We start from the raw sequence: 22854 nt of genomic DNA, 5'->3' as shown, positions 1-22854 counted from the left end.
CCGGATGTCTGCATATCAAGGTGACATAAAAAAGTGCATTCCATAAAAATTTATTCTAAAAATCTTTTATAATTAAATTAAAAGACATATGGAGGAGTCTATGTTAAAGCGAGTTGGTTTGTTTTTGCTGACGAATCTCGGCATCATTATTGTTATCTCCATTATCTTGAGTTTATTGAATGTAGGTCCTTATCTCAATCAGTATGGTTTAAATTACCAGGCTTTGTTGATTTATGCGCTTGTGATTGGATTTACCGGATCGTTTATTTCCCTGTTTATTTCCAAATGGATGGCCATTCATGCATTTGGTGTGCAATTAATTGACAAGCCCGGCAATGAGCTCGAATCCTGGCTTTTTAACAAAGTGAGCACTTTGGCCAGGCAACGCAATATCGCAATGCCTGATATCGGTATTTATGAAAGCCCCGAACCCAATGCTTTCGCAACTGGATGGAATAAAAATAAGGCACTGCTTGCGGTTTCCACAGCGCTTTTGCAAAGCATGGATGAAGAGGAAGTCGAGGGAGTGCTGGGTCATGAAGTCTCGCATATTGCCAATGGGGATATGGTGACGCTGACTCTGATTCAAGGTGTGGTTAACACGTTTGTTATCTTCTTTGCCAGAGTGGCTGCATTTATCGTGATGCAATTTTTAAGAAAAGACGATACGCCTGTTGAAGGTGGATTTGTGTATTATGGAGTGGCCATTATTTTTGAGTTGCTGTTTGGCATTTTGGCTTCGCTGGTTGTCATGTGGTTTTCAAGGCAGCGGGAATTTCGCGCCGACGCGGGGTCTGCACGTATTGTAGGCAAAGATAAAATGATTAAAGCGTTACAACGTCTGCAACAATTGGAAAACCAAACTCCGGAAGATGATCGTGCGCCTGCATTTAACAATATGAAGATATCCGAGAGAAGCCGTTGGCTGGCGCTATTTTCAAGCCATCCCCCGCTTGAGGCCAGGATTAAAGCCTTGCAGGGGCAGCGTTAAGAGGGTTAAAGAGGCGGTGATATTCGCTAAAAACATGCCGCGGCAAGGCATGGGATTCACAATTGCTTCGGTGTGATCGCTTGAGTGAAGTCCGGGAGCATGCGCTCTAATTCCAATGCCAGTTGTAATAACTGGGCATCATGGCCCTGGGCTGCGGCAATCTGCACAGAGACGGGCAGATGATGATGAAACTGTACCGGCACAGTCATTGCCGGCAGGCCCGCCTGGTTGAAAAGAGAGGTAAATGGCGAGAATTCAACATTTTTTTGTAAATAGCTTGAAAACTCATCATCTGTACGCAGGCTGCCGATGGGCAGCGGTAATTGCGCCAGTGCCGGCGTCAAGATCATATCGGCTTCTTTTAACAATTGGTGTACCGGCCAGGTTAACTGGAAGAGTTTGTTTCTTGCCGCTATCAATTCGGAAGCGCGCAGCGTTTTGCCGCGCTGATAAAATTCCAAGGTGACAGGTTCCAGTTCATTTTCTTCAACCGTACGGCCAACCATCTGCTCTCCGCGTTCAATTTCAGCGCAGGTGTTGGCTGCGATGAGCGTCAACGTACAATCGCCAATCGCTTCCAAATCAAGAGATAAAGTCCGCGGGATTATTCGGTGCCCGGCTTGCTTTAGCAAATCAACCATGATTGCCATGGCTTCAATATAGGCTTTATCCACAGGTACAGGCGCAAAAGCCCCTTGCAACTGAGCGAAGGTTAGGTTTTTTTTGGCCAAGGGCTGAAGTTGGCCGTGAAACCTGTCCTTTGTAAATTGAGAAAAAATCTGTGCTGAATCCCGAACACTGCGGGTTAAAACATGCGCCGTGGCCAACCCGGACCATGATTCTCCCGCCCAGGGTCCGGAAGGAGTAAGTCCAGGCGTTGGTTTGAAACCAAATAAGCCGCAGCAAGCCGCTGGGATGCGAATAGATCCGCCGCCGTCACTGGCTGTGGCAACAGGGGCAATGCCAGATGCAACACCTGCTGCCGAACCGCCGGAAGAACCGCCCGCAGTGCGCCCTAAATCATAAGGGTTGCGGCAAGGCCCAAATAAAACGGGCTCTGTGACATAGGATAATCCAAGTTCAGGGGTATTGGTTTTTGCAAATGGCACAAAACCGAGTTTAAGGAGCTTGTCAATAAACTCTGAATTTTGCGGGGTGCGTGAGCGCGCAAAAAAACGCGATCCCGAGCTGTCGCGAACTTCAGCCAGGGCAAACCCCAGGTCTTTAACGAGTAAAGGCACCCCATAAAACGGTTCATCGCCACGCATTTGGCTCAGGCAACGATAGGCAAAATCCCGGCAATCGGTCACTACGGCATTCAGTAATGGGTTTACTTCTTCCAGGCGGGCTATGGCACAGTCCAGGGCTTCTTTGGCCGTTATCTGGCGAGATTGAATCAGATGAGCCAGGCTATGGGCATCGTGTTGAATATATTCGTTAGTGTTCATAATAGATCGTTACGTACTCCTGACAATATAAACGAGAAGCGTTACAAAACCGATGAGCAATAAAGCCAAAACGCCGAGGGTAGAAAAGCTTTTGGATAAATTCTCACGGCTTAACTCTTCGGGTTTCGATTTTATATAACGGTAGAGCACCCCAACAAGCAGGCCTGCTGCTATTATAGCCATAATCTGATAAAAAATTTCCATGTAACCTCCGGAAATTAACAGTCAATCAATTTCTTCAAAACTGAAGGCATCGGAAAATAAATTTTCCTTTTTTGCACCTGCAGCAACCAAGGCATCCCGTGTGGCATAAACCATATCAAATGGACCGCCAAGAACAATTTGCCAATCCGCCAGATCAAGAAAATGTTGCGACCGAACCATTGCTGGGAGGGTTTCTTCCTTGGCAACAGAAGAAAGGCGGGAAAAAAAGCGAAAGTGTGAAACGTGCTTCTGCCAGTTCATCACGAGCTCATCAAGGTATAGATCACTTTGCGAGCGCGCGCCCCAATAGAGTTCAAAAACACGGGGGTCGCCGTCGGCAAGCAATTGTTCAATCATAGCTTTTATTGGTGCAAATCCTGTCCCTGCGGCGATGAATATTATTGGCTTGTTTTTATGCAAGCGGTTGATGTGACAGTCGCCCTGGGGGAGACGAAGAATGACTTCTCCCTTTTTTTTTATTTCCTCTAACATGGTTTTGGTTGCAGGATTATCCAGGCTGTGGCGAATGTGCAATTCATATTTATGCGATCCGAGCGGGGCGTTAGCAATGGAATATGAGAAGGCTGCGCCACTAGAGAGAATCTGCAAATATTGCCCTGCCGTATAATCAATATAAACTTCAGGTGTGAGGATGATTTGTAAAATACTGTCAGTTAAGGGTATGGCGCTTTCAACCCAAGCCTTGATTTCTTTCATCTTCATGCATTAAGTCCCAGGTTTTCCCAATACCCTTCAACGCGTTTTAATATATCCTCATCCATGGCAATCGCTTTTCCCCATTCACGCCGGGTTTCGCCTGGCCACTTGCTGGTGGCATCCAGGCCCATTTTAGAACCAAGCCCTGATACCGGGGAAGCAAAGTCAAGATAATCAATGGGGGTGTTGTCAATCATGACCGTATCGCGCAACGGATCCATACGCGTGGTCATAGCCCATATCACATCCTGCCAGTTGCGTGCATCAATATCCTCATCACATACAATGACAAATTTGGTATACATGAACTGCCTTAAAAAAGACCATACCGCCATCATGATGCGTTTTGCATGTCCCGGATATTGCTTTTTGATGGTGACTACAGCCAGACGGTATGAACAGCCTTCTGGCGGAAGATAAAAATCGACAATTTCTGGAAACTGTTTTTGCAATATGGGAATAAATACTTCATTTAAGGCGACGCCAAGAATGGCCGGCTCATCAGGAGGCCGGCCTGTATAGGTGCTGTGGTAAATCGGCGCATCGCGGTGGGTAATGCGCTCGACGGTAAACACTGGAAAGTTCTGTACCTCATTGTAATAACCGGTATGATCCCCGAATGGGCCCTCCGGCGCCTCCAAACCAGGCTCAAGATACCCTTCGAGAATAATTTCTGCATTATGGGGCACGTGCAGCTCATTACCTATGCAACGCACCAGTGAGGTACGTTCACCACGCAGCAAGCCTGCAAAGGCATACTCTGATAAAGTATCCGGAATTGGCGTAACAGCGGCCAGTATGGTGGCAGGATCTGCTCCCAAGGTCACCGCAATAGGAAAACGTTCGCCAGGATATGTTTTTTGCCATGCCTGATAATCAAGGGCCCCGCCACGGTGAGATAGCCAGCGCATGATAAGCTGGTTTTTATTAAGGACTTGCTGGCGGTAAATGCCGATATTTTCCCTGGGTTGCGAGGGACCTTTGGTGGTAACCAATCCCCAGGTAATTAAAGGGGCAGCGTCTTGAGGCCAGCAGGTTTGAATAGGCAAGGCTGTTAAATCCACCTTTTCTTTTTCCAGAATATGGGTTTGGCAGCTTGCTGAATTGACATATTTGGGTGCCATTTTAAGCGCCTGCTTTAACAGCGGCAGCTTGCTGAAGGCGTCCTTAAAGCCTTTCGGCGGCTCTGGCTCTTTTAGCGCAGCAAGCAGCCGCCCTACTTCCCGAAGCGCCTTGACCGAGTTTTCCCCCATGCCGAGAGCCACCCGTTCAGCCGTGCCAAACAGGTTTGTCAATACGGGAATATCATACCCTTTAGGATGAGTGAACAATAAAGCAGGCCCCTGGGCACGGAGTACTTTATCGCTGACAGCGGTCATTTCCAGATAGGGTGAAACCGGATAGTCAATGCGCTTTAGCAAATTCCGTGCTTCAAGCTGGTCGATAAAATCGCGGAGATCGCCATATTTCATGCCAATTTATTCCTGCCGTTTCATGGCCTCGAAAAATTCCGCATTGGTTTTATGGTTTTTCATGCGTTCGAGTAAAAATTCGATTGCATCACATTCATCCATGGATTGCAAAATTTTACGGAGAATCCAGGTGCGATGCAGCTCTTCCGGACTCAGTAACAAATCTTCGCGGCGGGTGCCGGAACGATTGATGTTAATGGCAGGGAATACCCGGCGCTCGGCAATGCTGCGGCTTAAGTGGATTTCCATGTTGCCTGTGCCTTTGAACTCCTCGTAAATCACTTCATCCATTTTGGAGCCGGTATCCACCAAGGCAGTGGCGATGATGGTCAGGCTGCCGCCTTCTTCAATATTGCGGGCAGCGCCGTACAAGCGCTTGGGGCGTTGCAGGGCATTGGCATCCACGCCTCCGGTTAATACTTTCCCAGAGGATGGAATCACTGTGTTATAGGCACGTGCCAGGCGGGTGATCGAGTCTAACAAGATGACGACATCCCGTTTATGTTCAACAAGCCTTTTTGCTTTTTCAATGACCATTTCTGCAACCTGCACATGGCGGTTGGCCGGCTCATCAAAAGTACTGGCAACCACTTCTCCTTTCACAGAGCGCTGCATTTCTGTGACTTCTTCCGGACGTTCGTCAATCAGCAGCACAATGAGGTAACAGTCGGGATAGTTTTTTTCGATGGAGTGAGCAATATTTTGCAGCATTAAGGTTTTGCCTGCTTTGGGCGGGGACACGATCAAGCCACGCTGACCACGGCCAAATGGGGCGCATAAATCTACCACACGGGCTGTCAAATCTTCTGTGCTGCCATTGCCTTGCTCCATGATCAGGCGCTCGGTGGCAAAGAGAGGGGTCAAGTTCTCAAAGAGAATTTTTCGCTTGGCGCTGTCTGGCGTTTCATAATTGATTTTATCTACCTTTAATAAGGCAAAATACCGCTCATTGTCTTTAGGCGGGCGGATTTTGCCGGAAACAGTATCGCCTGTACGCAAGCCAAACCGCCTGATTTGACTTGGCGATACATAAATATCATCAGGCCCTGCCAGATAAGAGCCGTCAGCTGAGCGTAAAAATCCAAATCCATCAGACAGGACTTCAACCACACCGTCGCCATGAATATCTTCGCCTTTAAGCGCGTGGGCTTTTAAAATGGCGAAAATAATATCTTGCTTGCGCATGCGGGAGGTGTTTTCAACGCCCATTTCCTGAGCAATATTGACGAGATCAGCAATAGGTAACTGCTTAAGTTCACTAAAATTCATACGTCTCACTTGATGTGTTAGTTAAATGAAATGAATATCCAGGATAGTTTCATGGGAAGGACAGCCGAGAAGCTGCTGCCTAATGGCCACCCCCAAGCTGTTCAGGCGTTGAGTAATGATGCCATGGTGATTTTAGCTTACCATAAGTTCCCTATGAAATCCATCTATATTTTGGGGCAAAAGTTTTAACCCGAGGTGAAAGAAAGCTTGCCAAGTTGCAGCCTGGCGCCGCTTTCATGCCTACGAAGTGACGCACTCATGCCCTGCCAAAGAATCCAAATTAAAATACTGTGAAGAATTAATTACAATAATGACCAAAGAAATTAAAAAAGACAAAAGTTCTATTTTTGTGATGTCTTATTAAAACAACGAGCAATATATATTAATTATAATCTATTTTTTTCAGAGCCTGGCTGTTTTTAATCAAGTTGACAGGCTCACCCGGCATGGCTCAGTATATTTTAATTGTCTGCCTAGACATTACTGTCAACAAATGCACTCAGCTGGGATTTAGATAATAATCCCATTTTTACCGCTTCAACCTGGCCATTTTTAAATAAAATCAGGGTTGGAATACTCATGACGCCATATTTGGAAGGGGCTTGCGGATTCTCATCAATATTAATTTTGGCAAAGATCACCTTGTCACTGTGATTGGCTGCAACTTCTTCAAGAATGGGACTTAATGCGCGGCATGGTCCGCACCATTCGGCCCAAAAATCCACTAAAACTGGTTTTCCTGCCTGTAAAACATCCTGCTCAAAACTATCATCAGTTACTGTTTTAATGTGTGCGCTCATGAATATAACCTCTATTGTTTAAATGAATTGACAGGTGCCATTATAGATCACCACCCACAGCTTGCAACACGCTGAGTGCTGTAATTGCAGCTGTTTCCGTACGTAAAATTCTAGGTCCAAGGCTTAATGACTGGAATTGGTGTTGTTCGGCAAGTGCAATTTCCGAGTCGCTTAAACCGCCTTCAGGGCCAATCAATACAGCAATATCGCCTGGAGGAAAATCATAGTCGCGCCAGGATTTGGACGCCTGAGGATACAATACAAACTTTAGTACAGCCTGGCATTGTTGTAAATACGTGGGTAATGAACAAGGCGGGTGGATCGCGGGGATCACATTTCTACCGGATTGTTCACAGGCTGAAATGGCAATGGCTTGCCATTGGTTTTGCTTTTTGGCCAGCCGCTCGGCATCAAGCCGCACGACAGAACGTTCCGTTAACAAAGGAGTAATGCTTGCCGTTCCCAGTTCGACCGCTTTTTGAATGACCATCTCCATGCGCTCCCCCTTGGAAACAGCTTGTGCGAGATGTATGGCGCGAGGGGATTCCCGGTTGATGAGTTCGACCGAGCTTATCTTAACCTGTACTTTTTTCTTATCGCAAGAACAGATGACGGCGTTATATTCATGGTTATCGCCACAAAACAATCGGATCTCTTGTCCTGGTTGCATGCGAAGCACCAAGGCAACATGGCGGCTGGCTTCAGGGGAAAGATCAATAAACTGGTTCAGGGTATATTCGCCCGGTTGGTAGATTCGTACGCTTCGCACAATTGATGAATGAAACTGCAAAATAGACAAAGTATATCGTTTTGTACAAACCTCGGCAATCGAGATTTGCCCCGGCAGGGCGAGATCATACCATTTTGACCAGTAATTATCATTTAGTATGATTTTTCAGTAATTTGTGATCAAATACTCATTTTTGGGATGACAAGAAATGAGCTTTGTAGAAAATTTTTCCATGCTTAAAGATCCTCGTAGCGAAATAAATCAGCGCCATAATCTGCTAGATATCTTATTTTTAGCAGGTACTGCAGTGATGTCTGGGGCTGAGGGATGGAAAGACATAAAGGATTTTGGAGAAGAAAAGCTTGATTGAACCTAGAAAAATTATTCGTTAAGTATGATAAAGATCCTACCGTAGAAACAGCATAGTCACGAGCCCAAAACTTTTTCGCGATTAAAGTTCCTTTTTCCGACCAAATAGGTTTAATCATTTAATTCCACTTTGCCTGATGTTTAATGACTGGTTCTGTCGAGGATGATTGTTGATCTTTTTTCAATCGAATGACTTGATAGCTGCCAATAAACGTTAGGAGGATACCAATCATTTGTAATCCATCCAGGGTACGATAACAAAATAGAATATCAGTGATAATTGCAACGATCGGATCAATATAACTTAACACCGCGATCAAAGTCAGATTTACCTGATTGAGTGACTGATAATAAAGCAAGTAAGCTAATGCTGTATGAACCATACCAATAATCAGAATATTACCCACGGCCTGAGAGTTCAGATGGGTGATATCCGATAAATTCATCATGGGCAATAGTATGAGACACCCAGCACACATCTGAATCAATGTAATGAGCGCTGGCGGCATATCTTTGATAAATTTGACAAAAATAGTTGCGAAGGCATAAAGCAAGCCTGCACTAATTGCAAAACAGGTGCCTGCAATCAGTTGCTGGTCCGGTTCTAACGTACCCAAGTGGAGATTACTGGTTAGCATGACTCCTATCGTGGTTAACAGAATGTAAAACCATTGCTTTCTTTTTACCGACTCACGGAAAAACAAAATACCAAGCATCACCAGAAATACCGGCTGTAAGTAATAGGAAACATTCCCGATGGTGATGGATGCCAGCTGAAAGGATTTAAATAAAAATATCCAGTTTAATACAATAAAAAGACCGCCCGCAAATGAATAGAACAGATTGTTCATATTAATACTAGGATGGTTGAAATATTGTTTTTTCCAACAATAGCCACTGAGAGCAACTGAGCCAATAAGACAACGATAAAATGTAAGCTCAAAAGCCGATAATCCGGACCAAAGAGCAAAAATACCCAGAGTGCCCCAGATTGTCATGGCTAAAACTAATTGAATCATGATAATTTCCTTGCATTCACTGTAATATCCATCTTACTTCCTGCTGATGTTGCCATTTTTTCTTATCAACTAAAATTTTTTTAGGATTGTGCTGCATTTTCTGCAACCATATTGCCTGTGTTTAGTGCATCATGTTGTGGCAATTTTTGCACAATTATACTTGATATCATGTAACAAAGAGGCAGTAAGATTAATCCTGATTGATAGTTTGCTAATGAAAACTCATGCGCACCATGTGTTTTAACCAAATCGAGAATGAGGCCTATACCAGGCTCCAGTATAATACCCACCAAACCCTCACCAGAGTTAATTAATGCTGTTGCAATGCCCATCATAGCAATACCGTTGATTTGCCGACAAATTTCAAAACTGAGCATAAAGCAACCAACTGCAAAACCAAAAAGAAACAGCAAGACCAGAGCCTCTGTATAAGAGACCGGCATATATAAAACGAGGCTGATACTTGAAAAAGCAACCGCATTTGCTATAAGCATCAATCTTTTGCGGTTATTAATGCTGGCATTTATTAAAGCCCATACTGGCGAACCCACTGCATGACCAATAAACATGGCTGAAATTAATGATGCCGCAGAACTTGCTGTGGTATGATATTTCAACTCCAAAAAAGGAATACCCCATAACCCGCCCATAATGATAATCGGTGAAAAAGTGATGCCACTATAAACCAGTAACCATATATTGGACGGATTAATGGCAATCTGTTTCATACGACTGATGCTTATATTCTGGGCGTCAGATTGTGTCTGCTCCACTCTTATAAAAAACACACTCATAAGACAAAGACAAAAGCCTGCATAAGCAATGTAAGCCAATCCATCATGCCAACCCGTTTTTTCAAAAATCATTGCTATTGGCGCTGCGCCAATAGCAGCACCAAGCATTGTAGCCGTTGCGAGTAAAGAACTGACAAAACCAAAGGTTCGATCAGATGTATAAGTTGCAGCGCATTTTAAATACAATGTTGTTGCGAAAGAACATCCTATTCCCATTAATGCTCGATAGACACACATTAGAAAAAAGCTATCAGCCCTGGCAAAACCCAGAATAGCAATAGACGTTATCAAAATGGCTAGAGAAGCAGACGCTTTGATCGAATACTTATCCAGCATAATTCCCGCAAAAATTTGCATTATGGAATAAGAATAATAGTAACTAGACGCCAAAATGCCGACCTGTATTCCGCTTAACTTGAATTGTTCAAGCAGAGCATCGCTAATCAGGCTTGGAAAAAGTTGTGAAATGTATTTATAAAAAAGAAATAATCCACAAATACTGAGTAACCCGATCGCCTGATATTTTTTTTTCATAATTCCTTTCCTGTAGTCCAGCCGCCATCACATACCATGATGGCGCCATTTATATAATCATTTTGCAAACAAAGATCTAAAACCGGCATGATATGCTCTGGTTTCCCCCAATATCCTACTGGCGTTGATTTTCGGATTAATGCCGCTTTGACTTCATCCTTGAAATAGTCCATGGTAAGTGGTGTTTCAATAATGCCGGGAGCGATGGCGTTTATGCGAATTTGTTCAGGACCATACTGCATGGCTAGTTGTTTGGTTAAGCCATGCAAAGCAAATTTACTGCTGACATAAGCAGCCCTCTCAGGCTCAGCTTGCAGTCCGGATATACTGCTTACAAACACAATATTAAGCTTCCGCTTATTTATTCGGGCATCTTGGATACAGGACTGAGCCAGTAAAAACGCTGCCGTAAGATTTACATTTAAAGTGCGCTGCCAAGTGTGTAATGGCAAATTAACCGGCTCACATATTTCTCGAGTACCTGCTGCATAAAACATCGCATCAAAATTAAATCGGAAGGTTTCCATAAACTTTGCCAACGCATCAAGATCACTCAAATCGATTTGGTGCCAATCAAAATCACCTTGAGGAGGCCGATAGTCAAGGCCGGTTACCTCCCAGCCTTTTCCCTGTAAATGATATGCCGCTTTTTCACCAATTCCAGAGCTTATTCCAGTTATTAAAATTTTCATTTAAATGACTCTCAAGATTAAGCAGCCATGACTTGGGTAACTTCAGGCTCTACTGTAAACAAGATAATATCGCGTGTAGCCAGATATCCTCTTGAGCCCAAAGGTGTGACTGCATGATAACAGTTGTTATTTAAAACAATCGTATCCATTGGTTGTTCCAATCTTATAACATGTATAATTTCTTGATCGTCCAATCGTGCAATCAGGTTATCTCCACAGTGAGCAGGGTTTTAAAAAAAACGAATTGAAACCATGGCAAAAACGGGAATGGTGTATTCCACCAGCATCAAACGCAGAGTTTGTATGTAAAATGGAAGATATTTTAGACGTTTATAAACAACCCTATGATGAGAAACGACCGGTTGTTTGCATGGATGAAACAAATAAGCAGTTGATTAAGGAAACGCGAAGCCCTATACCAATAAACCCCGGGGAGTCGGTGCGCTATGATGCAGAATATGAAAGAAATGGTGTGTGTAATATTTTTTTAAGTTATGAACCACTGAAAGGGAAACGAACAACAAAGGTAACTGACCGACGGGAAAAAACAGACTGGGCGTATTTTATCCAGGGATTAGTAGATAATGATTATCCTGATGCTGAAAAAATCGTGTTAGTAATGGATAACTTAAACACTCATTCTGGCTCTTCCTTATATGAGACATTTGAGCCAGCAGTGGCTAAAAGAATTTTAGATAAACTGGAGATTCATTATACGCCCAAGCATGGCAGTTGGTTAAATATGGCAGAGATTGAACTAAGTCATTTGAGTAGGCAATGCTTAGATCGCCGTATTCCAGATAAAGAGACTTTTATACATGAAGTTTCCAAATGGAATGAAGAAAGAGATCGAGAAAATGCGACTGTGGATTGGCAGCTTACAACTACAGATGCTCGAATTAAATTGAAAAAATTGTATCCGTCCTGCAGCCAACAGGACAGAATCAGTGAAACGTTGTACTAGGTTCAATCACCACCTAAATTGAGTAAAATGAAAAAATCCGCACACTGGTTTTTTCACAATTTCAACGGAATGATGGTCAAATGACAGCGCGGTATGAATTAACAACGGAGCAGTGGCGTAAATTAGAGCCATTGCTTCCAGGGGAAGTGACAGATAGGGGTCGAACAGGGACAGATAACCGTTTATTTGAAATGGCTGTTTATGGGTGATCCGCAGTGGAGCAATGTGGCATCATTTGCCGGAAAGATATGGGCCATGGAAGCGGACGTACAATCGTTTTCGGCGCTGGGCACATGAATGCAATCACTGGGTGTTGGATGTGACCTATAAAGAAGATGACTCAAGAATATGCAGAGACAATTCAGCAGAAAATCTAGCCTTGCTTCGTAGGTTTGCCCTCAATCTGGCTCGGCTTCATCTCCAGAAAAATAGCATGAAGGGAAAATTAAAAAAGGCTATTTGGTCTGATAAATCTAGAAGTGAACTCTTGTCTGGGCAAATTTAGTGCAAAATATGATTTTGCCCTGTTGACCCGGCAGAAACGGTCAATCCAGATTTTTGGAGACTTCTTCTCTGTGCTAAACTATGGCGGGCCGAGCATAAAAGTCATTGCTGCTTTTATGGCGCGAACGAACCTTATCAGATAAAGCTTGTTGCTATAAGAAATGCTTATAACCAACGCACACTCAACCAACGTTTAAAAAAGAGAATATAATGAATAAAACTCGGACAGAAACAGACAGCATGGGGGAGATTCAAGTCCCTGCCGATAAATATTGGGGTGCTCAGACCGAGCGTTCTTTGCACCATTTTAATATTGGGGGCGATATTATTCCCCGCGAGGTGACCCATGCCTTCGGCATCCTAAAAAAAGCAGCGGCGCTGACCAATTGCGAACTTGGGAAACTGCCTGAAGAAAAAGCAGTTCTGATTTGCAAGGCCGCAGAGGAAGTCAGCCAGGGCAAGCTTGATAATCATTTCCCTTTGCACGTCTGGCAGACCGGCAGCGGCACCCAATCCAATATGAATGCAAATGAAGTCATTGCCAACAGGGCTATAGAGCTGGCTCAAGGCAAACTCGGCAGCAAGACTCCCATTCATCCGAATGATCATGTCAATATGTCCCAATCATCCAATGATACTTTCCCTACTGCCATGCATATTGCGGCGGCCGTAGCTTTTAAGAAAAAACTGTTGCCCGCCGTGCAGGCGCTCCGTGATAGTCTTGCGGCTAAAATGGAGGAGTTTAAGGGCATTGTTAAAATTGGCCGGACTCACTTGCAAGATGCCGTGCCATTAACGTTGGAGCAGGAATTTTCAGGCTATGTTGCACAGCTTGATGCCTGCATCGCTCGCATTGACCTCATCCTGCCGGAACTTTATGAACTGGCTTTGGGAGGCACGGCTGTGGGTACAGGTTTAAATACCCACCCTGAATTTGCCGAAAAGGCGGCCGCACATATTGCAAGCCTGACTGGCCTGCCTTTTGTGTCAGCGCCCAACAAGTTTGCAGCCCTTGCATCGCATGATGCGTTGGTCATGGCTCATGCAGTATTAAAGACCCTCGCTTGTGCATTAATGAAAATAGCAAATGATGTCCGCTGGTTGGGATCAGGGCCGCGCTGCGGCATTGGCGAGCTTGTTTTGCCAGAAAACGAGCCTGGTTCTTCCATCATGCCCGGCAAGGTTAACCCTACCCAATCTGAAGCAATGACCATGGTTTGCGTACAGGTTATGGGAAATGATACTGCGGTTACTGTTGCCGGCAGCCAGGGAAATTTTGAGCTTAATGTATTCAAGCCGGTTATTATTTTTAATGTTATTCATTCGCTTAATCTGCTTTCTGATACCTGTCGTTCGTTTAGAGAATTCTGCGTTGAAGGATTAAAAGCGAACAAGAAGCAAATTGAATACTATCTGCATCATTCTTTAATGCTGGTGACAGCGCTGAATCAGCATATTGGCTATGACAAAGCAGCAAAAATCGCCAAGACTGCCCACCATGAAGACATTTCCCTTAAGGAAGCAGCGGTAAAGCTTGGGTATCTTACAGCTGAGCAATTTGATGAATATGTGAAACCAGAAAAAATGGTGTCGCCTGAATAATATCAAAATGGCCAAAACCAAGGCATTGTTGCTAACAGCAATAATGCCTTGTCATCATGCCTTGCATAATTGCTGTAAAGAATGACTCACGGTCCCTGCATCATCGGTAAAAAGATAAGTCAAACCGCGATTGAGCTCCCGGTATAAGCTGTATTTTGAATTGATGAACCCAACGCCTGCGATTTGTTTTTCCTTTCTTAGTGCGTTAATTAATGAATTGGACAGCAGGAAATAATGACCCAGCACCCCTCCATAGCCTTTTTGAATGCTCAGATTGCAAAATTCACGGACATTGTGCTCAACCGGCACTAATAGAAACGATTCCCGTGGGAAATGGGTTAAGGAGGAAAAAATCTCTTGCTCAAGGCTCAATAGATGATAATCTTCACATGGATTTAAGGGTTTCAATACTTCTGCCAGCTCATCTACGGCATAAAAAGGCGCTTTTAATTCAATAAATAAATGCATGGATTTGCCATAAGCTGCAATGACCGAAGCAAGGGTTGGGATTTGTGGCGCCAAAAGCTCAATGGTTGTGTAATCGCATTCCGAAATCGTTGCATTCTTGTTCCAGAGGCGTTTTAGGGTTGGGTCGTGATTGACAATGAGCACACCGTCTTTCGAAGCGTGAATGTCAAGTTCTATGCCCCAGCACTGAAGTGCTTGCGCTCTTTTGAAAGCCGCATGGGTATTTTCTATTATCTGTAACTTTTTGTTGTGCGCGCCGCGATGGGCGATGAGCCGCGCGTTTCGCGCGATTTCACAAGCAGGTTTTGGCTGCGGAAGCAGAGCAAACCAGGCATCAAGTGATTTTTCCAGAAAACGAATCAGCGACATAAGCAATACCGTAGGGTTAGGTAGAGTAAGTGTACCCGATATTTCGTGCCGGTGTACTATTTGTTAAAAAACAGGACAACTGACTCATAAATATATTGAGAATCCCATAAAAAGCGCGCAGACTAAATTTTTTCAATCTTTATCTAGAATGCTGCACTGTGCAAGATTGTATATTCCCAAAAAACTAAAAGAATTGAATACTTTTGAAATTTACATAGCCAAAGTTTAAATAATGATTGACAGTTTAACTATTCTTGAGTAATTTAGCGTCACATGCCGAGATGGTGGAATTGGTAGACACGCTAGCTTCAGGTGCTAGTGGGGGCGACCCCGTGGAGGTTCGAGTCCTCTTCTCGGTACCACTCAAATTCAGCAACCCATCAGTTTCACTGGATTGCTAACGGGTTTTTTCCTTTGCCATTTCGTAATAGCTTTGCAGTTCAAAGTCGATATAATTTTCAAGCATTTTTTTGATTTCATGCTCTGCGCCCGAATACGACTCATATTCTGTATGAAATTTAACGGGGGCAAAGGATTTGGGTTTGTGAAGCAGGTAGGTAACGCTTCCGTCCGCCTTATAGAGGTTTCCTCCGCCTGCAAGTTCGAGTGATTCAACGTTGTATGAAATTTTAAAACCTTTATAAATGTATTCCGTCACTTTACGCTCCTGGCAATATAAGTGGATTATGAAAAAATTACCGAAGCATGATGCTAAAATCAACCAGCAATTTTTGGCATCATTCGTCTATTCTTAATTTATAGTATAGAAGCCTTGATTTGCTTGTCCATGTCCAATTGCAGGGATCCTAATGCTTGCCCAAGACGAATTTTTTCTCCTGCCTTAAGATCTTCTTGCCAGCGGACTGCGTTGCTGTTTGCGAATAAAACGATGACCGTAGAACCGAGTTTAAAGTATCCGAGCTCTTCACCTTTAGATAGGTTAATGGCCTTCTCATCTTGTGGATAATCAAAGGTAACTTTCTTTCGCCCGCGCACGATATCGCCGTGCCAGCTGGTTCCAATTCCGCCAACAATCGTGGCGCCAACCAACACCATGGCCATTAAGCCTGCATCTGTCGCAAAAAAAACCACCAGGCGTTCATTACGGGCAAACAGGCGGGGAATAACACGGGTGGTTGCGGGCTGGACAGAAAAGAGCTTGCCCGGCACATAAATCATCTCGATGAGCTTTGCGGAAATTGGCATATGCACGCGGTGATAATCTTTGGGAGACAGATAAAGCGTAGCAAACAATCCTTCAGCAAATTGTGCCGAGATGTCTTGCTGGCTTGCCAACAGTTCATGGATAGAGTAATACCAGCCTTTTGCCTGTAGCAGTTTGCCTTGGCTGGCTTGGCCGATTTCACTGATAAACCCGTCTACTGGCGAAATAATGTCCGCTGAAGAGAAAGGGCGGCACTCAGGTTTAAGGCGGCGGATAAAAAAATCATTAAAGGAGGCATAATTTTCCGGGTTTTCTTCCAGCGCTTCACTCATATCAACCCCGAAGCGGCGAATAAAATGGCGAATCAGGCGGTTCTTAACGGAGGGATTTTTGCTATTGGCTAAAAATCCTGCAAATGTGGTTAAAGTTGTTTTGGGAATAACATATTGTGGGAATGTCTTTAAATAATCTGAAAACATTTCTGGTTAATAAAAATCAAGGTTAGAGCATCATACCGGGGAAAAGAAACATCTGCCAGTAAAAATAGAAGCTTGAAAGGAGCTTCCTGTGCCAATTTCTGAGGATCTTTTGCTTAATCCAGCTGTTTCCGGTTCAGGCTGATGATGGTGAAGGTAACAAGCGCTACCGTGCTCACCATAAAACCAGGCAGCCAGTAGAGGTGAAACTGTTTGACTACATGCTCTGCAACAGGAAGAAAAAGTGCGCCAAGGCTTGCGGCCAATGCCCAGATGGTAGAGACTCCCTGACAACGAAACTCAACCGGCAGTTGCTGATAAAGAAAAAAGAACAAGGCAGCGCAGATAAAGCCATTTCCGAGAATATAGCCCATGAGCGCAAGATAAACGTAAAATTCGGCGTGAATGGCTGTTGTGTAAAACAGTACAGGAGCGCTTATGAACAGAAACAGCATGCTAAGCTGGAGCAAGCGCCGTGTAGATTGGGGGTTACTGTAACAAGCAATCGGCAGAGCAATCAAGGCGGAAGCGAGCTGTGCCAGCGAACCAGACCATGCAACACGTACATTGCTCCATAGATGGCTATCGATAGCATAAGACAGCCAGTATACATTACACAGATAAACCATCACGCTGACATATGCGCCTATTGCCGCAATATTCACTAACCCTCGCCAGTGGCGTTTGAGCAACTGACGGGTTAATCTTTCTGACGCAGGACGGAATTCCGGAGATTCGCGCAATTGTTTGCGAAGGCCGCAGACCAATAAGGATATGACGCCGACTAACGCAAACAACAAACGCCATGCCCAGGTCATGGCGGCATATTGTAACATTGCGGCAATGGCGCCTCCCAGGAATAATCCTGCAGCGCCGCTGGCTGCAACGAGACTTCCTGCCAGCAGGGGTTTTTGCGGGTGATGTTCGATTAAAAACATGCCTGAGGTGTTGATTTCCCCGCCCAGAGCCAAGCCTTGGCCGATGCGCATTGCCAATAACAGCCAGGCTGCAAGCGAACCTATCTCGGCATAACCTGGCAGAATGCATATGCCAAGAGTCGATATGCCCATGAGCAAAGCAGAAAAAACCATGGGTTTTCGCCTGCCATTTAAATCAGCTTCGCGGCCAAAAAGCCACCCGCCTACTGGCCGAGCCAGGTATGCAGCAGCAAATATGGCAAAAGTGAGGGTAAGGCCAAGATTCGATTCAGGAAAAAATTCTTTTGAAAATATCGGCTTGGCTAAATATAAATACAGGCTGAAATCCAGCCATTCAATAAAAATCAGGGCAAGAACAATCAATAAAGCGCTGAGTTTCATATGCATGCACAGTACAACCCAATGGGGTTTTTAATGGGGTAAACAAGGTATTTTAACTGACGAAGAGAAATTATGTAATAAAAATTTACTTTCTGTAAGTTGCGCTGTCAATTAAATGCATACCGCATCGGCTCTTTAAGTCAGAAATTTGGTTCGCAAGCATCAGGGGAAGTGGTAGGATAGTTCGCGTGAACTTCCAAGAGGTTAATCATTCATGCTGAATCTTCTTTATGCCATTCTCCTGCTTGAAGGATTTATTACCATTTCCATAGAAGTTCTTACTATTCGTCAGTTGCTGCCTTTCTTTGGGGGAAGTGTACTCATAACCAGTATCATCATTGGCTTTTTTTTGCTTTTTCTGGCTCTGGGATACTGGAGAGGCGGGGTGTATCAGGACAAGTTTTTTCAGCAGCTCTGCCGCAATTTCTCACTCAGCATGATCTGGATTGGCATCGGCTTAAGTTACAGCTTTATAGCCCTGTTTTATTATTTAACCGCCTTTCAGGCCAATATGCCTTTCTTATTGAGCCTTGGGCTTTATCTCTTGCTGGTTTTGGCTCCCATCGTTTACTGGCTTGGCCAGACAGTGCCGATCACCACGAATCTCTTCAGCCGGGAGCAGCGTGTCAGCCGGATCAGCGGCAGCGCTTTATTTTTAAGCACCATCGGTTCGTTTCTGGGCGCCATCCTCACGTCTTTATTGCTGTTCCATTACCTGGGTGTGGCATGGACTGTGGCTGTCAATTGTATTTTGCTATTTTTACTGGTGTTGCTCTTGTACCGCAAGGAGACTTTCTCTTTTATGCGGCTGGCTTTGCTGTTTGTGGGACTTGTGTTTATTTTATTTTTAAATGTGGATATTGAGCGTCATACCTTTATCCGCACGAATAACTATGGCAACTATCGAATTATTGAGTCTTCGGTCTTAAGCCGTGTATTACAAATTAATCAATCCAGCAGTTCCTTGATTACTCCCGATAAAATGGCCTATCCCTATATTGAGATGATCCGTAAGATTTTGTTTGAGGATTTGAAATTCCGCCATAAAAAAATTCTCGTCATAGGGGCTGGCGGATTTACCTTTACCGCGGCCGGAACCTATAACAATGCCGTAACATATGTGGATATCGACCCTGATATCAAAAAACTTGCGGAACAATATTTTCTATTAGAGCCGGTGAGAGGCCAATTTATTGGCCAGGATGCGCGGCGCTATTTGCAACAGACCAGTGAGCGCTATGACGCGATTGTTTCTGATGTTTACAGCCACCAGGCAACAATTCCCCAGGCTCTGCTTACGGTTGAATATTTTCAATCATTGGCAAGCCATCTGAGCGAGGGCGGTTTGTTAATCGTCAATATCATTGCGGATCCATTATTTCAGGACGAATATAGCCAAAGGGTTTACAATACCATTCATGCGGCATTCCCATTTTGCGCAGTATCTCCATTAAACTGGTCCTATCCATTGGCAAATATTCTCTATATCTGTCCAAACCTTGCAAAAGAACCCACCCTTTACCGAGATGATTTAACTACCTCTACAATCGATTTTTTCAAGCGTTCACATTTGCGATGATGAGCAACTGCGCTTCTGGAAGGTTTGCGCATCTATTTTGCTTTTTACAATGAAATGTTTTACCGCATATTCAGCCTAAGCATTCACCTTCGCATTCCAGAAAAGAATATGCTCAGGCTTTACTGTTTTATTCAAATGTTCCAGAGCCACTTCCACTTTATCTTTTTGATCAAAAAATTCAATTGTCAAGGGCAAATCAAGGGATAAATCTATTAGTGATGCTACATGATTACCTGTTTCTCCAAATCCACTAACAGCCCGAAATACGCTAACCCCTCTAATTTTAGCCTCAGTTTTCAAGTAACTGACAAGTTTATTGAGCAAATTTGATGATTCTGTAATATAAATTCGAACAACAATAACATCCAATGTCCTCATAATTGCCTTCCCAAAACCATTCCTAACCACGTCAGAACAATACACATAGTGATACTGAGCAGTATATTTAAACTTGCACCAAGCCAATCCCCGCTTTCATATAAATTGATTGTTTCTATCGAAAAGGAAGAAAAAGTAGTATATCCACCCAGAAAACCAATTAATAATAGTGCGCGTAATTGCTGCCCTATATCATTAAACCTATCTAAAATAAGAGTAAACAATAACCCCATTAAAAAACAACCAGTTGAATTAACAATCAGAGTTCCATAAGGAAACTTGCGCCCTAAAAGCCAATAGAATCCACTGGACATCCAATAGCGACATACACCACCAAACCCTGCGCCAAAGAAAATCAACAATGCATTGCTCAATTTATCCTCTCAAACTTTTAACTCATGCTCTAGCGCCTGCTTAACAAACTCATTGAGTTTAATCCCTCTTTCGGTAGCTGCAATAGCGGCTCTTTCGTGTAGCGATTCCCCGACACGAACATTGAATGTGCCCTTGAAGGGTTTCTCAGGCTTGATTCCTTCCTGTTTGCACATGGCCAAATAATCATCAATAGCTTCTTCAAATGCCTTTTTTATCTCAGCAGCACTTTCACCTTCGTAACTGATCAAAGCCTTTATAAACTCAACTTTTCCATAAAAAATAAGATCATCCTCATCAAGATGAATTGAGCCATAGTAACCTTTGTATTTCAGCATATTTTTCATAACAGATCTTCCTTTTTTGTCATTATCCATGCCAGATGTTTTTAAATTAGCATAGCGATAAAATTAAATATTAGCAACTACTTTTAGTTGCATTAAGTTTGGATGGCATGCATTAACTAAATTTTTTCTAACAAGAAACTGAACCCATAAACTCTATTTAACTAAGACATCCTATAATTTTTAAAAAAGAGGAACTCATTAATGCTGGTAAGAGTTGTAGACGATACCGGTTTTTTTGGCTTTGGAAACAGCCATTTTTTATATAATAATTAGGCACTAATAGGAACATTGATGCCGCGAGAAGGCAAAGCGAATGTCTTAACGGAGGTGAATTCAAACGACTGCCAATTGTTGCAAAAAACTCACAACTTCCGGAAAGAAATATGGCGCTTATTTATTGCTCATTTGGTTTGGGGTTAAGAGCGAAAGAAATTGCGTCTTTGAAAACTTCAGATGTCAGTCAGCCTCAAGCGGCTCGCAGTTTATCGATTAATCCGAATATGCTTAGTCTCGGGATAAAAGAACATGAAGCAGATGAAAGTCATTGGGCGTGGTTTAAATTATTAGGCTGCTCTGCAACCTGATTATGCACAGAAAGTGTTAAACGGCTTTTTTGAACACCCATGCGCTTGTCCTGACTTGCGATGATATGAATTAGTTTTGATATAAGGCATAAACATGATGAAATTTAATATTATAGGCGCCGGCAAATTAGGCATCAATCTCGCCTATGCGCTGCAAGCCAATCGACTGGCCCAAATCAATGCCATCTATAGCCGAAGCTTCAAGAGCGCTGAAAAAGCGATCGCAGCGCTTGGCGCAGGCCAGGCTGTTTCAGCGTTAAGGGAGCTCCCGCAAGCAGAGCTGACTTTGATTACCACTTCCGATGATGCTATAGCGTCTACTGCGGCAATGCTTGCTGAAAATAATCAACTCCCTGTCAATTCTATCGTTGCCCATTGCAGCGGCGTTTTAAGCGCCGAGGCGTTAAAGCCGCTCAAAAACCAGGGCTGCCATATTGCAAGCATTCATCCGTTAAAAGCATTTCTAATCAATGCGCTTTGCAAAGATGTTTTTAAAAACTGCTATTGTGCGGCAGAGGGCGATGCCCGGGCAGTTGCTTGTCTCACCGCTTTATTATCCAGTTTGGGCGCAAGGGTCGTGACGGTTTTTCCTGATAAAAAAGCGGCGTATCATGCAGCTGCTGTCATGGCTTCCAACTATCTTGCGACACTGGCCCAGAACGCCATGGAATTGCTGATAGGCTCGGGGTTAACTCATAAGGCCGCACAGGAAATGACGACCCAATTGATGCACAGCAGCCTTACAAACCTGCTCAATAACCCAAATCCCCGGGAAGTGCTAACCGGTCCCTTGGCACGCGGTGATTTCAATACCATTAAAATGCATCTTGATGCAATCAAATCCCCGGATGCCAATCATCTCTACAGAGCTGCGGCATTGGCGACTCTGGGCTTAACTTCCCTTGATTCAGACATGATAGCGTCGCTTAGGTCTCTTCTTGAAACCTAACCAGCCGGCTTTTGACGCGAAAATCGTTCTGTTTATAAAATTGGGCAAGCTGAATCCGGTCTTGTGCTTGCCTTGCCTTCTTGCTCGCGGGAAAAAAAACCATGCTGATTAGAAGCCATGTGCAATGAGGATCCTATTCGGGGCAAATGAATGACTTCGGCATTTTTGTCGTGAAGGGCAGCTTCCAGCAGAATATCCGACCAGCCCAAAACTGGCGGGAATTGCAGGCTTTCTGGTATAGGCTTGTCATACTCCATCAAGGCTGAATGAATAATGGCCAAAACAAATTCATGACAGCTGATTTCAGTTATTGCCGGAGGCGTCGGGTTAAAAATTTGCGCCTTAAACGCCGCCATCTTATTTTGCTTGCATCGTGAGAATGGATCCCGGCTGCTTAGGGATTTGTTGTATTGCCGTTCAAGAAAAGCCGGGCTGATGGTTAGTTTTTGCGCTTCATGCGCGGCAACCGCCATGTCAGCTATTTTTTGACGAACTTTATCATCAAAGGGATAACGTACCAAATGCCAATCCTTGCCATGCTTTATGGCTTCTATTTTCAAACCGGGAGGATGAAAGGTCATGTGGGCAACAATCGGACATTTGTTCTGCGGCTGCGTATCAATCACCACCATGGCATGATGACGGGTATCAAAAATTGTCCCTCTCGCAAATATCGCCCTCGTATCCACTTTCAACAAGATATCGCCTTTTTGATAAATCATCATCTATCCCTGATTAA

At 43.9% G+C, this 22854-nt stretch carries 26 protein-coding genes, 1 tRNA gene and 3 pseudogenes; 11 read left to right on the top strand and 19 right to left on the bottom strand.

The window, feature by feature from the left end; all coding sequences use genetic code 11:
• The first annotated feature begins 100 nt into the window (after nucleotides 1–100).
• Entirely contained in the window at nucleotides 101–991 is an 891-nt protein-coding gene (gene htpX, locus Llon_RS10305; RefSeq protein WP_058529969.1) for a protease HtpX, read from the top strand.
• 56 nt (nucleotides 992–1047) lie between these two features.
• On the opposite strand, the gene Llon_RS10300 is transcribed toward htpX, so the two are convergent.
• The 5 genes from Llon_RS10300 to rho are packed head-to-tail and all read right to left on the bottom strand — an operon-like array spanning nucleotide 1048 to nucleotide 6101.
• Complete coding sequence (locus Llon_RS10300) at nucleotides 1048–2439, bottom strand: amidase (protein ID WP_058529968.1); 1392 nt, start codon at nucleotides 2437–2439, stop codon at nucleotides 1048–1050.
• A gap of 9 nt (nucleotides 2440–2448) precedes the next feature.
• Complete coding sequence (locus Llon_RS10295) at nucleotides 2449–2643, bottom strand: hypothetical protein (protein WP_058529967.1); 195 nt, start codon at nucleotides 2641–2643, stop codon at nucleotides 2449–2451.
• Between the two features lie 21 nt (nucleotides 2644–2664).
• Complete coding sequence (locus tag Llon_RS10290; protein ID WP_058529966.1) at nucleotides 2665–3366, bottom strand: NAD(P)H-flavin reductase; 702 nt, start codon at nucleotides 3364–3366, stop codon at nucleotides 2665–2667.
• Entirely contained in the window at nucleotides 3363–4832 is a 1470-nt protein-coding gene (gene ubiD, locus Llon_RS10285; RefSeq protein ID WP_058529965.1) for a 4-hydroxy-3-polyprenylbenzoate decarboxylase, read from the bottom strand. The genes Llon_RS10290 and ubiD overlap by 4 nt, the downstream gene beginning before the upstream one ends.
• A 6-nt stretch (nucleotides 4833–4838) precedes the next feature.
• The gene (gene rho / locus Llon_RS10280) at nucleotides 4839–6101 is read right to left on the bottom strand and encodes a transcription termination factor Rho (protein ID WP_058529964.1); all 1263 of its coding nucleotides are present in this window, start codon (nucleotides 6099–6101) and stop codon (nucleotides 4839–4841) included.
• A gap of 51 nt (nucleotides 6102–6152) precedes the next feature.
• On the opposite strand from rho, the gene Llon_RS11490 reads away from it, so the two are divergent.
• Nucleotides 6153–6290 (top strand): hypothetical protein, encoded by a 138-nt coding sequence (locus Llon_RS11490; protein ID WP_157079324.1) that lies wholly within the window; start codon nucleotides 6153–6155, stop codon nucleotides 6288–6290.
• A 284-nt stretch (nucleotides 6291–6574) separates the two neighbouring features.
• Here Llon_RS11490 and trxA read toward each other — a convergent pair whose 3' ends face one another.
• Entirely contained in the window at nucleotides 6575–6901 is a 327-nt protein-coding gene (gene trxA, locus Llon_RS10275) for a thioredoxin TrxA (protein ID WP_058529963.1), read from the bottom strand.
• A 40-nt stretch (nucleotides 6902–6941) separates the two neighbouring features.
• Nucleotides 6942–7670, bottom strand: a complete 729-nt coding sequence (locus Llon_RS10270; RefSeq protein ID WP_058530085.1) for a 16S rRNA (uracil(1498)-N(3))-methyltransferase — start codon at nucleotides 7668–7670, stop codon at nucleotides 6942–6944.
• A 169-nt stretch (nucleotides 7671–7839) separates the two neighbouring features.
• On the opposite strand from Llon_RS10270, the pseudogene Llon_RS11345 reads away from it, so the two are divergent.
• Nucleotides 7840–7998 (top strand): annotated as a pseudogene (locus Llon_RS11345) (transposase family protein); the annotation flags it as partial.
• Nucleotides 7999–8119: 121 nt separating this feature from the next.
• Here Llon_RS11345 and Llon_RS10265 read toward each other — a convergent pair.
• The 4 genes from Llon_RS10265 to Llon_RS11850 all read right to left on the bottom strand — a co-directional run bounded on the left by Llon_RS10265 (nucleotide 8120) and on the right by Llon_RS11850 (nucleotide 11188).
• Nucleotides 8120–9019: a DMT family transporter gene (locus Llon_RS10265; RefSeq protein WP_058529962.1), complete on the bottom strand. Its 900-nt coding sequence runs from the start codon at nucleotides 9017–9019 to the stop codon at nucleotides 8120–8122.
• Nucleotides 9020–9099: 80 nt separating this feature from the next.
• Entirely contained in the window at nucleotides 9100–10347 is a 1248-nt protein-coding gene (locus tag Llon_RS10260) for an MFS transporter (protein WP_058529961.1), read from the bottom strand.
• A complete protein-coding gene (locus tag Llon_RS10255; protein ID WP_058529960.1) occupies nucleotides 10344–11039 on the bottom strand; it encodes an SDR family NAD(P)-dependent oxidoreductase in 696 nt (231 codons plus the stop codon). The genes Llon_RS10260 and Llon_RS10255 overlap by 4 nt, the downstream gene beginning before the upstream one ends.
• A 17-nt stretch (nucleotides 11040–11056) precedes the next feature.
• Nucleotides 11057–11188 carry a hypothetical protein gene (locus Llon_RS11850; protein ID WP_272946915.1) on the bottom strand — a complete coding sequence of 44 codons (132 nt, stop codon included), beginning with the start codon at nucleotides 11186–11188 and terminating at the stop codon, nucleotides 11057–11059.
• Between the two features lie 83 nt (nucleotides 11189–11271).
• On the opposite strand from Llon_RS11850, the pseudogene Llon_RS10250 reads away from it, so the two are divergent.
• From Llon_RS10250 to fumC, 4 genes and pseudogenes are all read left to right on the top strand, one after another.
• Nucleotides 11272–12003 (top strand): annotated as a pseudogene (locus Llon_RS10250) (IS630 family transposase); the annotation flags it as partial.
• 80 nt (nucleotides 12004–12083) lie between these two features.
• Nucleotides 12084–12212, top strand: coding sequence for a transposase (locus tag Llon_RS11845; protein WP_147286407.1), 129 nt, complete (start codon nucleotides 12084–12086; stop codon nucleotides 12210–12212).
• Nucleotides 12213–12289: 77 nt separating this feature from the next.
• Nucleotides 12290–12508: pseudogene (locus Llon_RS10245) on the top strand (transposase); the annotation flags it as partial.
• A gap of 209 nt (nucleotides 12509–12717) precedes the next feature.
• Nucleotides 12718–14109 (top strand): class II fumarate hydratase, encoded by a 1392-nt coding sequence (fumC, locus tag Llon_RS10240; protein ID WP_058529958.1) that lies wholly within the window; start codon nucleotides 12718–12720, stop codon nucleotides 14107–14109.
• Nucleotides 14110–14163: 54 nt separating this feature from the next.
• On the opposite strand, the gene Llon_RS10235 is transcribed toward fumC, so the two are convergent.
• Nucleotides 14164–14946, bottom strand: coding sequence for a glycerophosphodiester phosphodiesterase (locus tag Llon_RS10235; RefSeq protein ID WP_058529957.1), 783 nt, complete (start codon nucleotides 14944–14946; stop codon nucleotides 14164–14166).
• A gap of 275 nt (nucleotides 14947–15221) precedes the next feature.
• Here Llon_RS10235 and Llon_RS10230 point away from each other — a divergent pair.
• A tRNA-Leu gene (locus tag Llon_RS10230) sits at nucleotides 15222–15308 on the top strand.
• Nucleotides 15309–15343: 35 nt separating this feature from the next.
• Here Llon_RS10230 and Llon_RS10225 read toward each other — a convergent pair.
• The 3 genes from Llon_RS10225 to Llon_RS10215 form a co-directional block, all read right to left on the bottom strand.
• Nucleotides 15344–15604, bottom strand: coding sequence for a hypothetical protein (locus tag Llon_RS10225; RefSeq protein ID WP_058529956.1), 261 nt, complete (start codon nucleotides 15602–15604; stop codon nucleotides 15344–15346).
• A gap of 98 nt (nucleotides 15605–15702) precedes the next feature.
• A complete protein-coding gene (gene asd / locus Llon_RS10220) occupies nucleotides 15703–16590 on the bottom strand; it encodes an archaetidylserine decarboxylase (protein WP_058529955.1) in 888 nt (295 codons plus the stop codon).
• Nucleotides 16591–16703: 113 nt separating this feature from the next.
• Entirely contained in the window at nucleotides 16704–17906 is a 1203-nt protein-coding gene (locus Llon_RS10215) for an MFS transporter (protein WP_160149072.1), read from the bottom strand.
• 214 nt (nucleotides 17907–18120) lie between these two features.
• Between Llon_RS10215 and Llon_RS10210 the strand changes: the two genes are divergently transcribed.
• Nucleotides 18121–19485, top strand: a complete 1365-nt coding sequence (locus Llon_RS10210) for a fused MFS/spermidine synthase (RefSeq protein ID WP_058529953.1) — start codon at nucleotides 18121–18123, stop codon at nucleotides 19483–19485.
• Between the two features lie 75 nt (nucleotides 19486–19560).
• On the opposite strand, the gene Llon_RS10205 is transcribed toward Llon_RS10210, so the two are convergent.
• From Llon_RS10205 to Llon_RS10195, 3 genes are read right to left on the bottom strand one after another with little or no spacing between them, the layout of a single operon-like run.
• A complete protein-coding gene (locus tag Llon_RS10205) occupies nucleotides 19561–19863 on the bottom strand; it encodes a DUF190 domain-containing protein (protein ID WP_058529952.1) in 303 nt (100 codons plus the stop codon).
• Complete coding sequence (gene crcB, locus Llon_RS10200; protein WP_083503319.1) at nucleotides 19860–20237, bottom strand: fluoride efflux transporter CrcB; 378 nt, start codon at nucleotides 20235–20237, stop codon at nucleotides 19860–19862. The genes Llon_RS10205 and crcB overlap by 4 nt, the downstream gene beginning before the upstream one ends.
• Before the next feature lie 9 nt (nucleotides 20238–20246).
• Nucleotides 20247–20582 carry a type II toxin-antitoxin system HicB family antitoxin gene (locus Llon_RS10195; protein ID WP_058529950.1) on the bottom strand — a complete coding sequence of 112 codons (336 nt, stop codon included), beginning with the start codon at nucleotides 20580–20582 and terminating at the stop codon, nucleotides 20247–20249.
• A 383-nt stretch (nucleotides 20583–20965) separates the two neighbouring features.
• Here Llon_RS10195 and Llon_RS11815 point away from each other — a divergent pair, with 383 nt between their 5' ends.
• A complete protein-coding gene (locus Llon_RS11815) occupies nucleotides 20966–21166 on the top strand; it encodes a hypothetical protein (protein ID WP_058529949.1) in 201 nt (66 codons plus the stop codon).
• A 94-nt stretch (nucleotides 21167–21260) separates the two neighbouring features.
• Nucleotides 21261–22115 (top strand): Rossmann-like and DUF2520 domain-containing protein, encoded by an 855-nt coding sequence (locus Llon_RS10185; protein WP_058529948.1) that lies wholly within the window; start codon nucleotides 21261–21263, stop codon nucleotides 22113–22115.
• Between the two features lie 32 nt (nucleotides 22116–22147).
• Here Llon_RS10185 and Llon_RS10180 read toward each other — a convergent pair whose 3' ends face one another.
• Nucleotides 22148–22837: a hypothetical protein gene (locus Llon_RS10180; protein WP_058529947.1), complete on the bottom strand. Its 690-nt coding sequence runs from the start codon at nucleotides 22835–22837 to the stop codon at nucleotides 22148–22150.
• Between the last annotated feature and the right edge of the window lie 17 nt (nucleotides 22838–22854).

This window comes from Legionella londiniensis (assembly GCF_001467825.1).
GTDB lineage: Bacteria > Pseudomonadota > Gammaproteobacteria > Legionellales > Legionellaceae > Legionella_A > Legionella_A londiniensis.
Note: the sequence above shows the minus strand (reverse complement) of the source record. Positions and strands in the feature narration are given on the sequence as shown.

What these genes read in the sequence shown, in the direction of transcription:
- htpX (WP_058529969.1), top strand. Translation starts at nt 101, where the DNA reads ATGTTAAAGCGAGTTGGTTTGTTTTTGCTGACGAATCTCGGCATCATT.
- Llon_RS10300 (WP_058529968.1), bottom strand. Translation starts at nt 2,439, where the DNA reads ATGAACACTAACGAATATATTCAACACGATGCCCATAGCCTGGCTCAT.
- Llon_RS10295 (WP_058529967.1), bottom strand. Translation starts at nt 2,643, where the DNA reads ATGGAAATTTTTTATCAGATTATGGCTATAATAGCAGCAGGCCTGCTT.
- Llon_RS10290 (WP_058529966.1), bottom strand. Translation starts at nt 3,366, where the DNA reads ATGAAGATGAAAGAAATCAAGGCTTGGGTTGAAAGCGCCATACCCTTA.
- ubiD (WP_058529965.1), bottom strand. Translation starts at nt 4,832, where the DNA reads ATGAAATATGGCGATCTCCGCGATTTTATCGACCAGCTTGAAGCACGG.
- rho (WP_058529964.1), bottom strand. Translation starts at nt 6,101, where the DNA reads ATGAATTTTAGTGAACTTAAGCAGTTACCTATTGCTGATCTCGTCAAT.
- Llon_RS11490 (WP_157079324.1), top strand. Translation starts at nt 6,153, where the DNA reads ATGGGAAGGACAGCCGAGAAGCTGCTGCCTAATGGCCACCCCCAAGCT.
- trxA (WP_058529963.1), bottom strand. Translation starts at nt 6,901, where the DNA reads ATGAGCGCACACATTAAAACAGTAACTGATGATAGTTTTGAGCAGGAT.
- Llon_RS10265 (WP_058529962.1), bottom strand. Translation starts at nt 9,019, where the DNA reads ATGATTCAATTAGTTTTAGCCATGACAATCTGGGGCACTCTGGGTATT.
- Llon_RS10260 (WP_058529961.1), bottom strand. Translation starts at nt 10,347, where the DNA reads ATGAAAAAAAAATATCAGGCGATCGGGTTACTCAGTATTTGTGGATTA.
- Llon_RS10255 (WP_058529960.1), bottom strand. Translation starts at nt 11,039, where the DNA reads ATGAAAATTTTAATAACTGGAATAAGCTCTGGAATTGGTGAAAAAGCG.
- Llon_RS11850 (WP_272946915.1), bottom strand. Translation starts at nt 11,188, where the DNA reads ATGGATACGATTGTTTTAAATAACAACTGTTATCATGCAGTCACACCT.
- Llon_RS11845 (WP_147286407.1), top strand. Translation starts at nt 12,084, where the DNA reads ATGACAGCGCGGTATGAATTAACAACGGAGCAGTGGCGTAAATTAGAG.
- fumC (WP_058529958.1), top strand. Translation starts at nt 12,718, where the DNA reads ATGAATAAAACTCGGACAGAAACAGACAGCATGGGGGAGATTCAAGTC.
- Llon_RS10235 (WP_058529957.1), bottom strand. Translation starts at nt 14,946, where the DNA reads ATGTCGCTGATTCGTTTTCTGGAAAAATCACTTGATGCCTGGTTTGCT.
- asd (WP_058529955.1), bottom strand. Translation starts at nt 16,590, where the DNA reads ATGTTTTCAGATTATTTAAAGACATTCCCACAATATGTTATTCCCAAA.
- Llon_RS10215 (WP_160149072.1), bottom strand. Translation starts at nt 17,906, where the DNA reads ATGAAACTCAGCGCTTTATTGATTGTTCTTGCCCTGATTTTTATTGAA.
- Llon_RS10210 (WP_058529953.1), top strand. Translation starts at nt 18,121, where the DNA reads ATGCTGAATCTTCTTTATGCCATTCTCCTGCTTGAAGGATTTATTACC.
- Llon_RS10205 (WP_058529952.1), bottom strand. Translation starts at nt 19,863, where the DNA reads ATGAGGACATTGGATGTTATTGTTGTTCGAATTTATATTACAGAATCA.
- Llon_RS10195 (WP_058529950.1), bottom strand. Translation starts at nt 20,582, where the DNA reads ATGAAAAATATGCTGAAATACAAAGGTTACTATGGCTCAATTCATCTT.
- Llon_RS11815 (WP_058529949.1), top strand. Translation starts at nt 20,966, where the DNA reads ATGGCGCTTATTTATTGCTCATTTGGTTTGGGGTTAAGAGCGAAAGAA.
- Llon_RS10185 (WP_058529948.1), top strand. Translation starts at nt 21,261, where the DNA reads ATGATGAAATTTAATATTATAGGCGCCGGCAAATTAGGCATCAATCTC.
- Llon_RS10180 (WP_058529947.1), bottom strand. Translation starts at nt 22,837, where the DNA reads ATGATTTATCAAAAAGGCGATATCTTGTTGAAAGTGGATACGAGGGCG.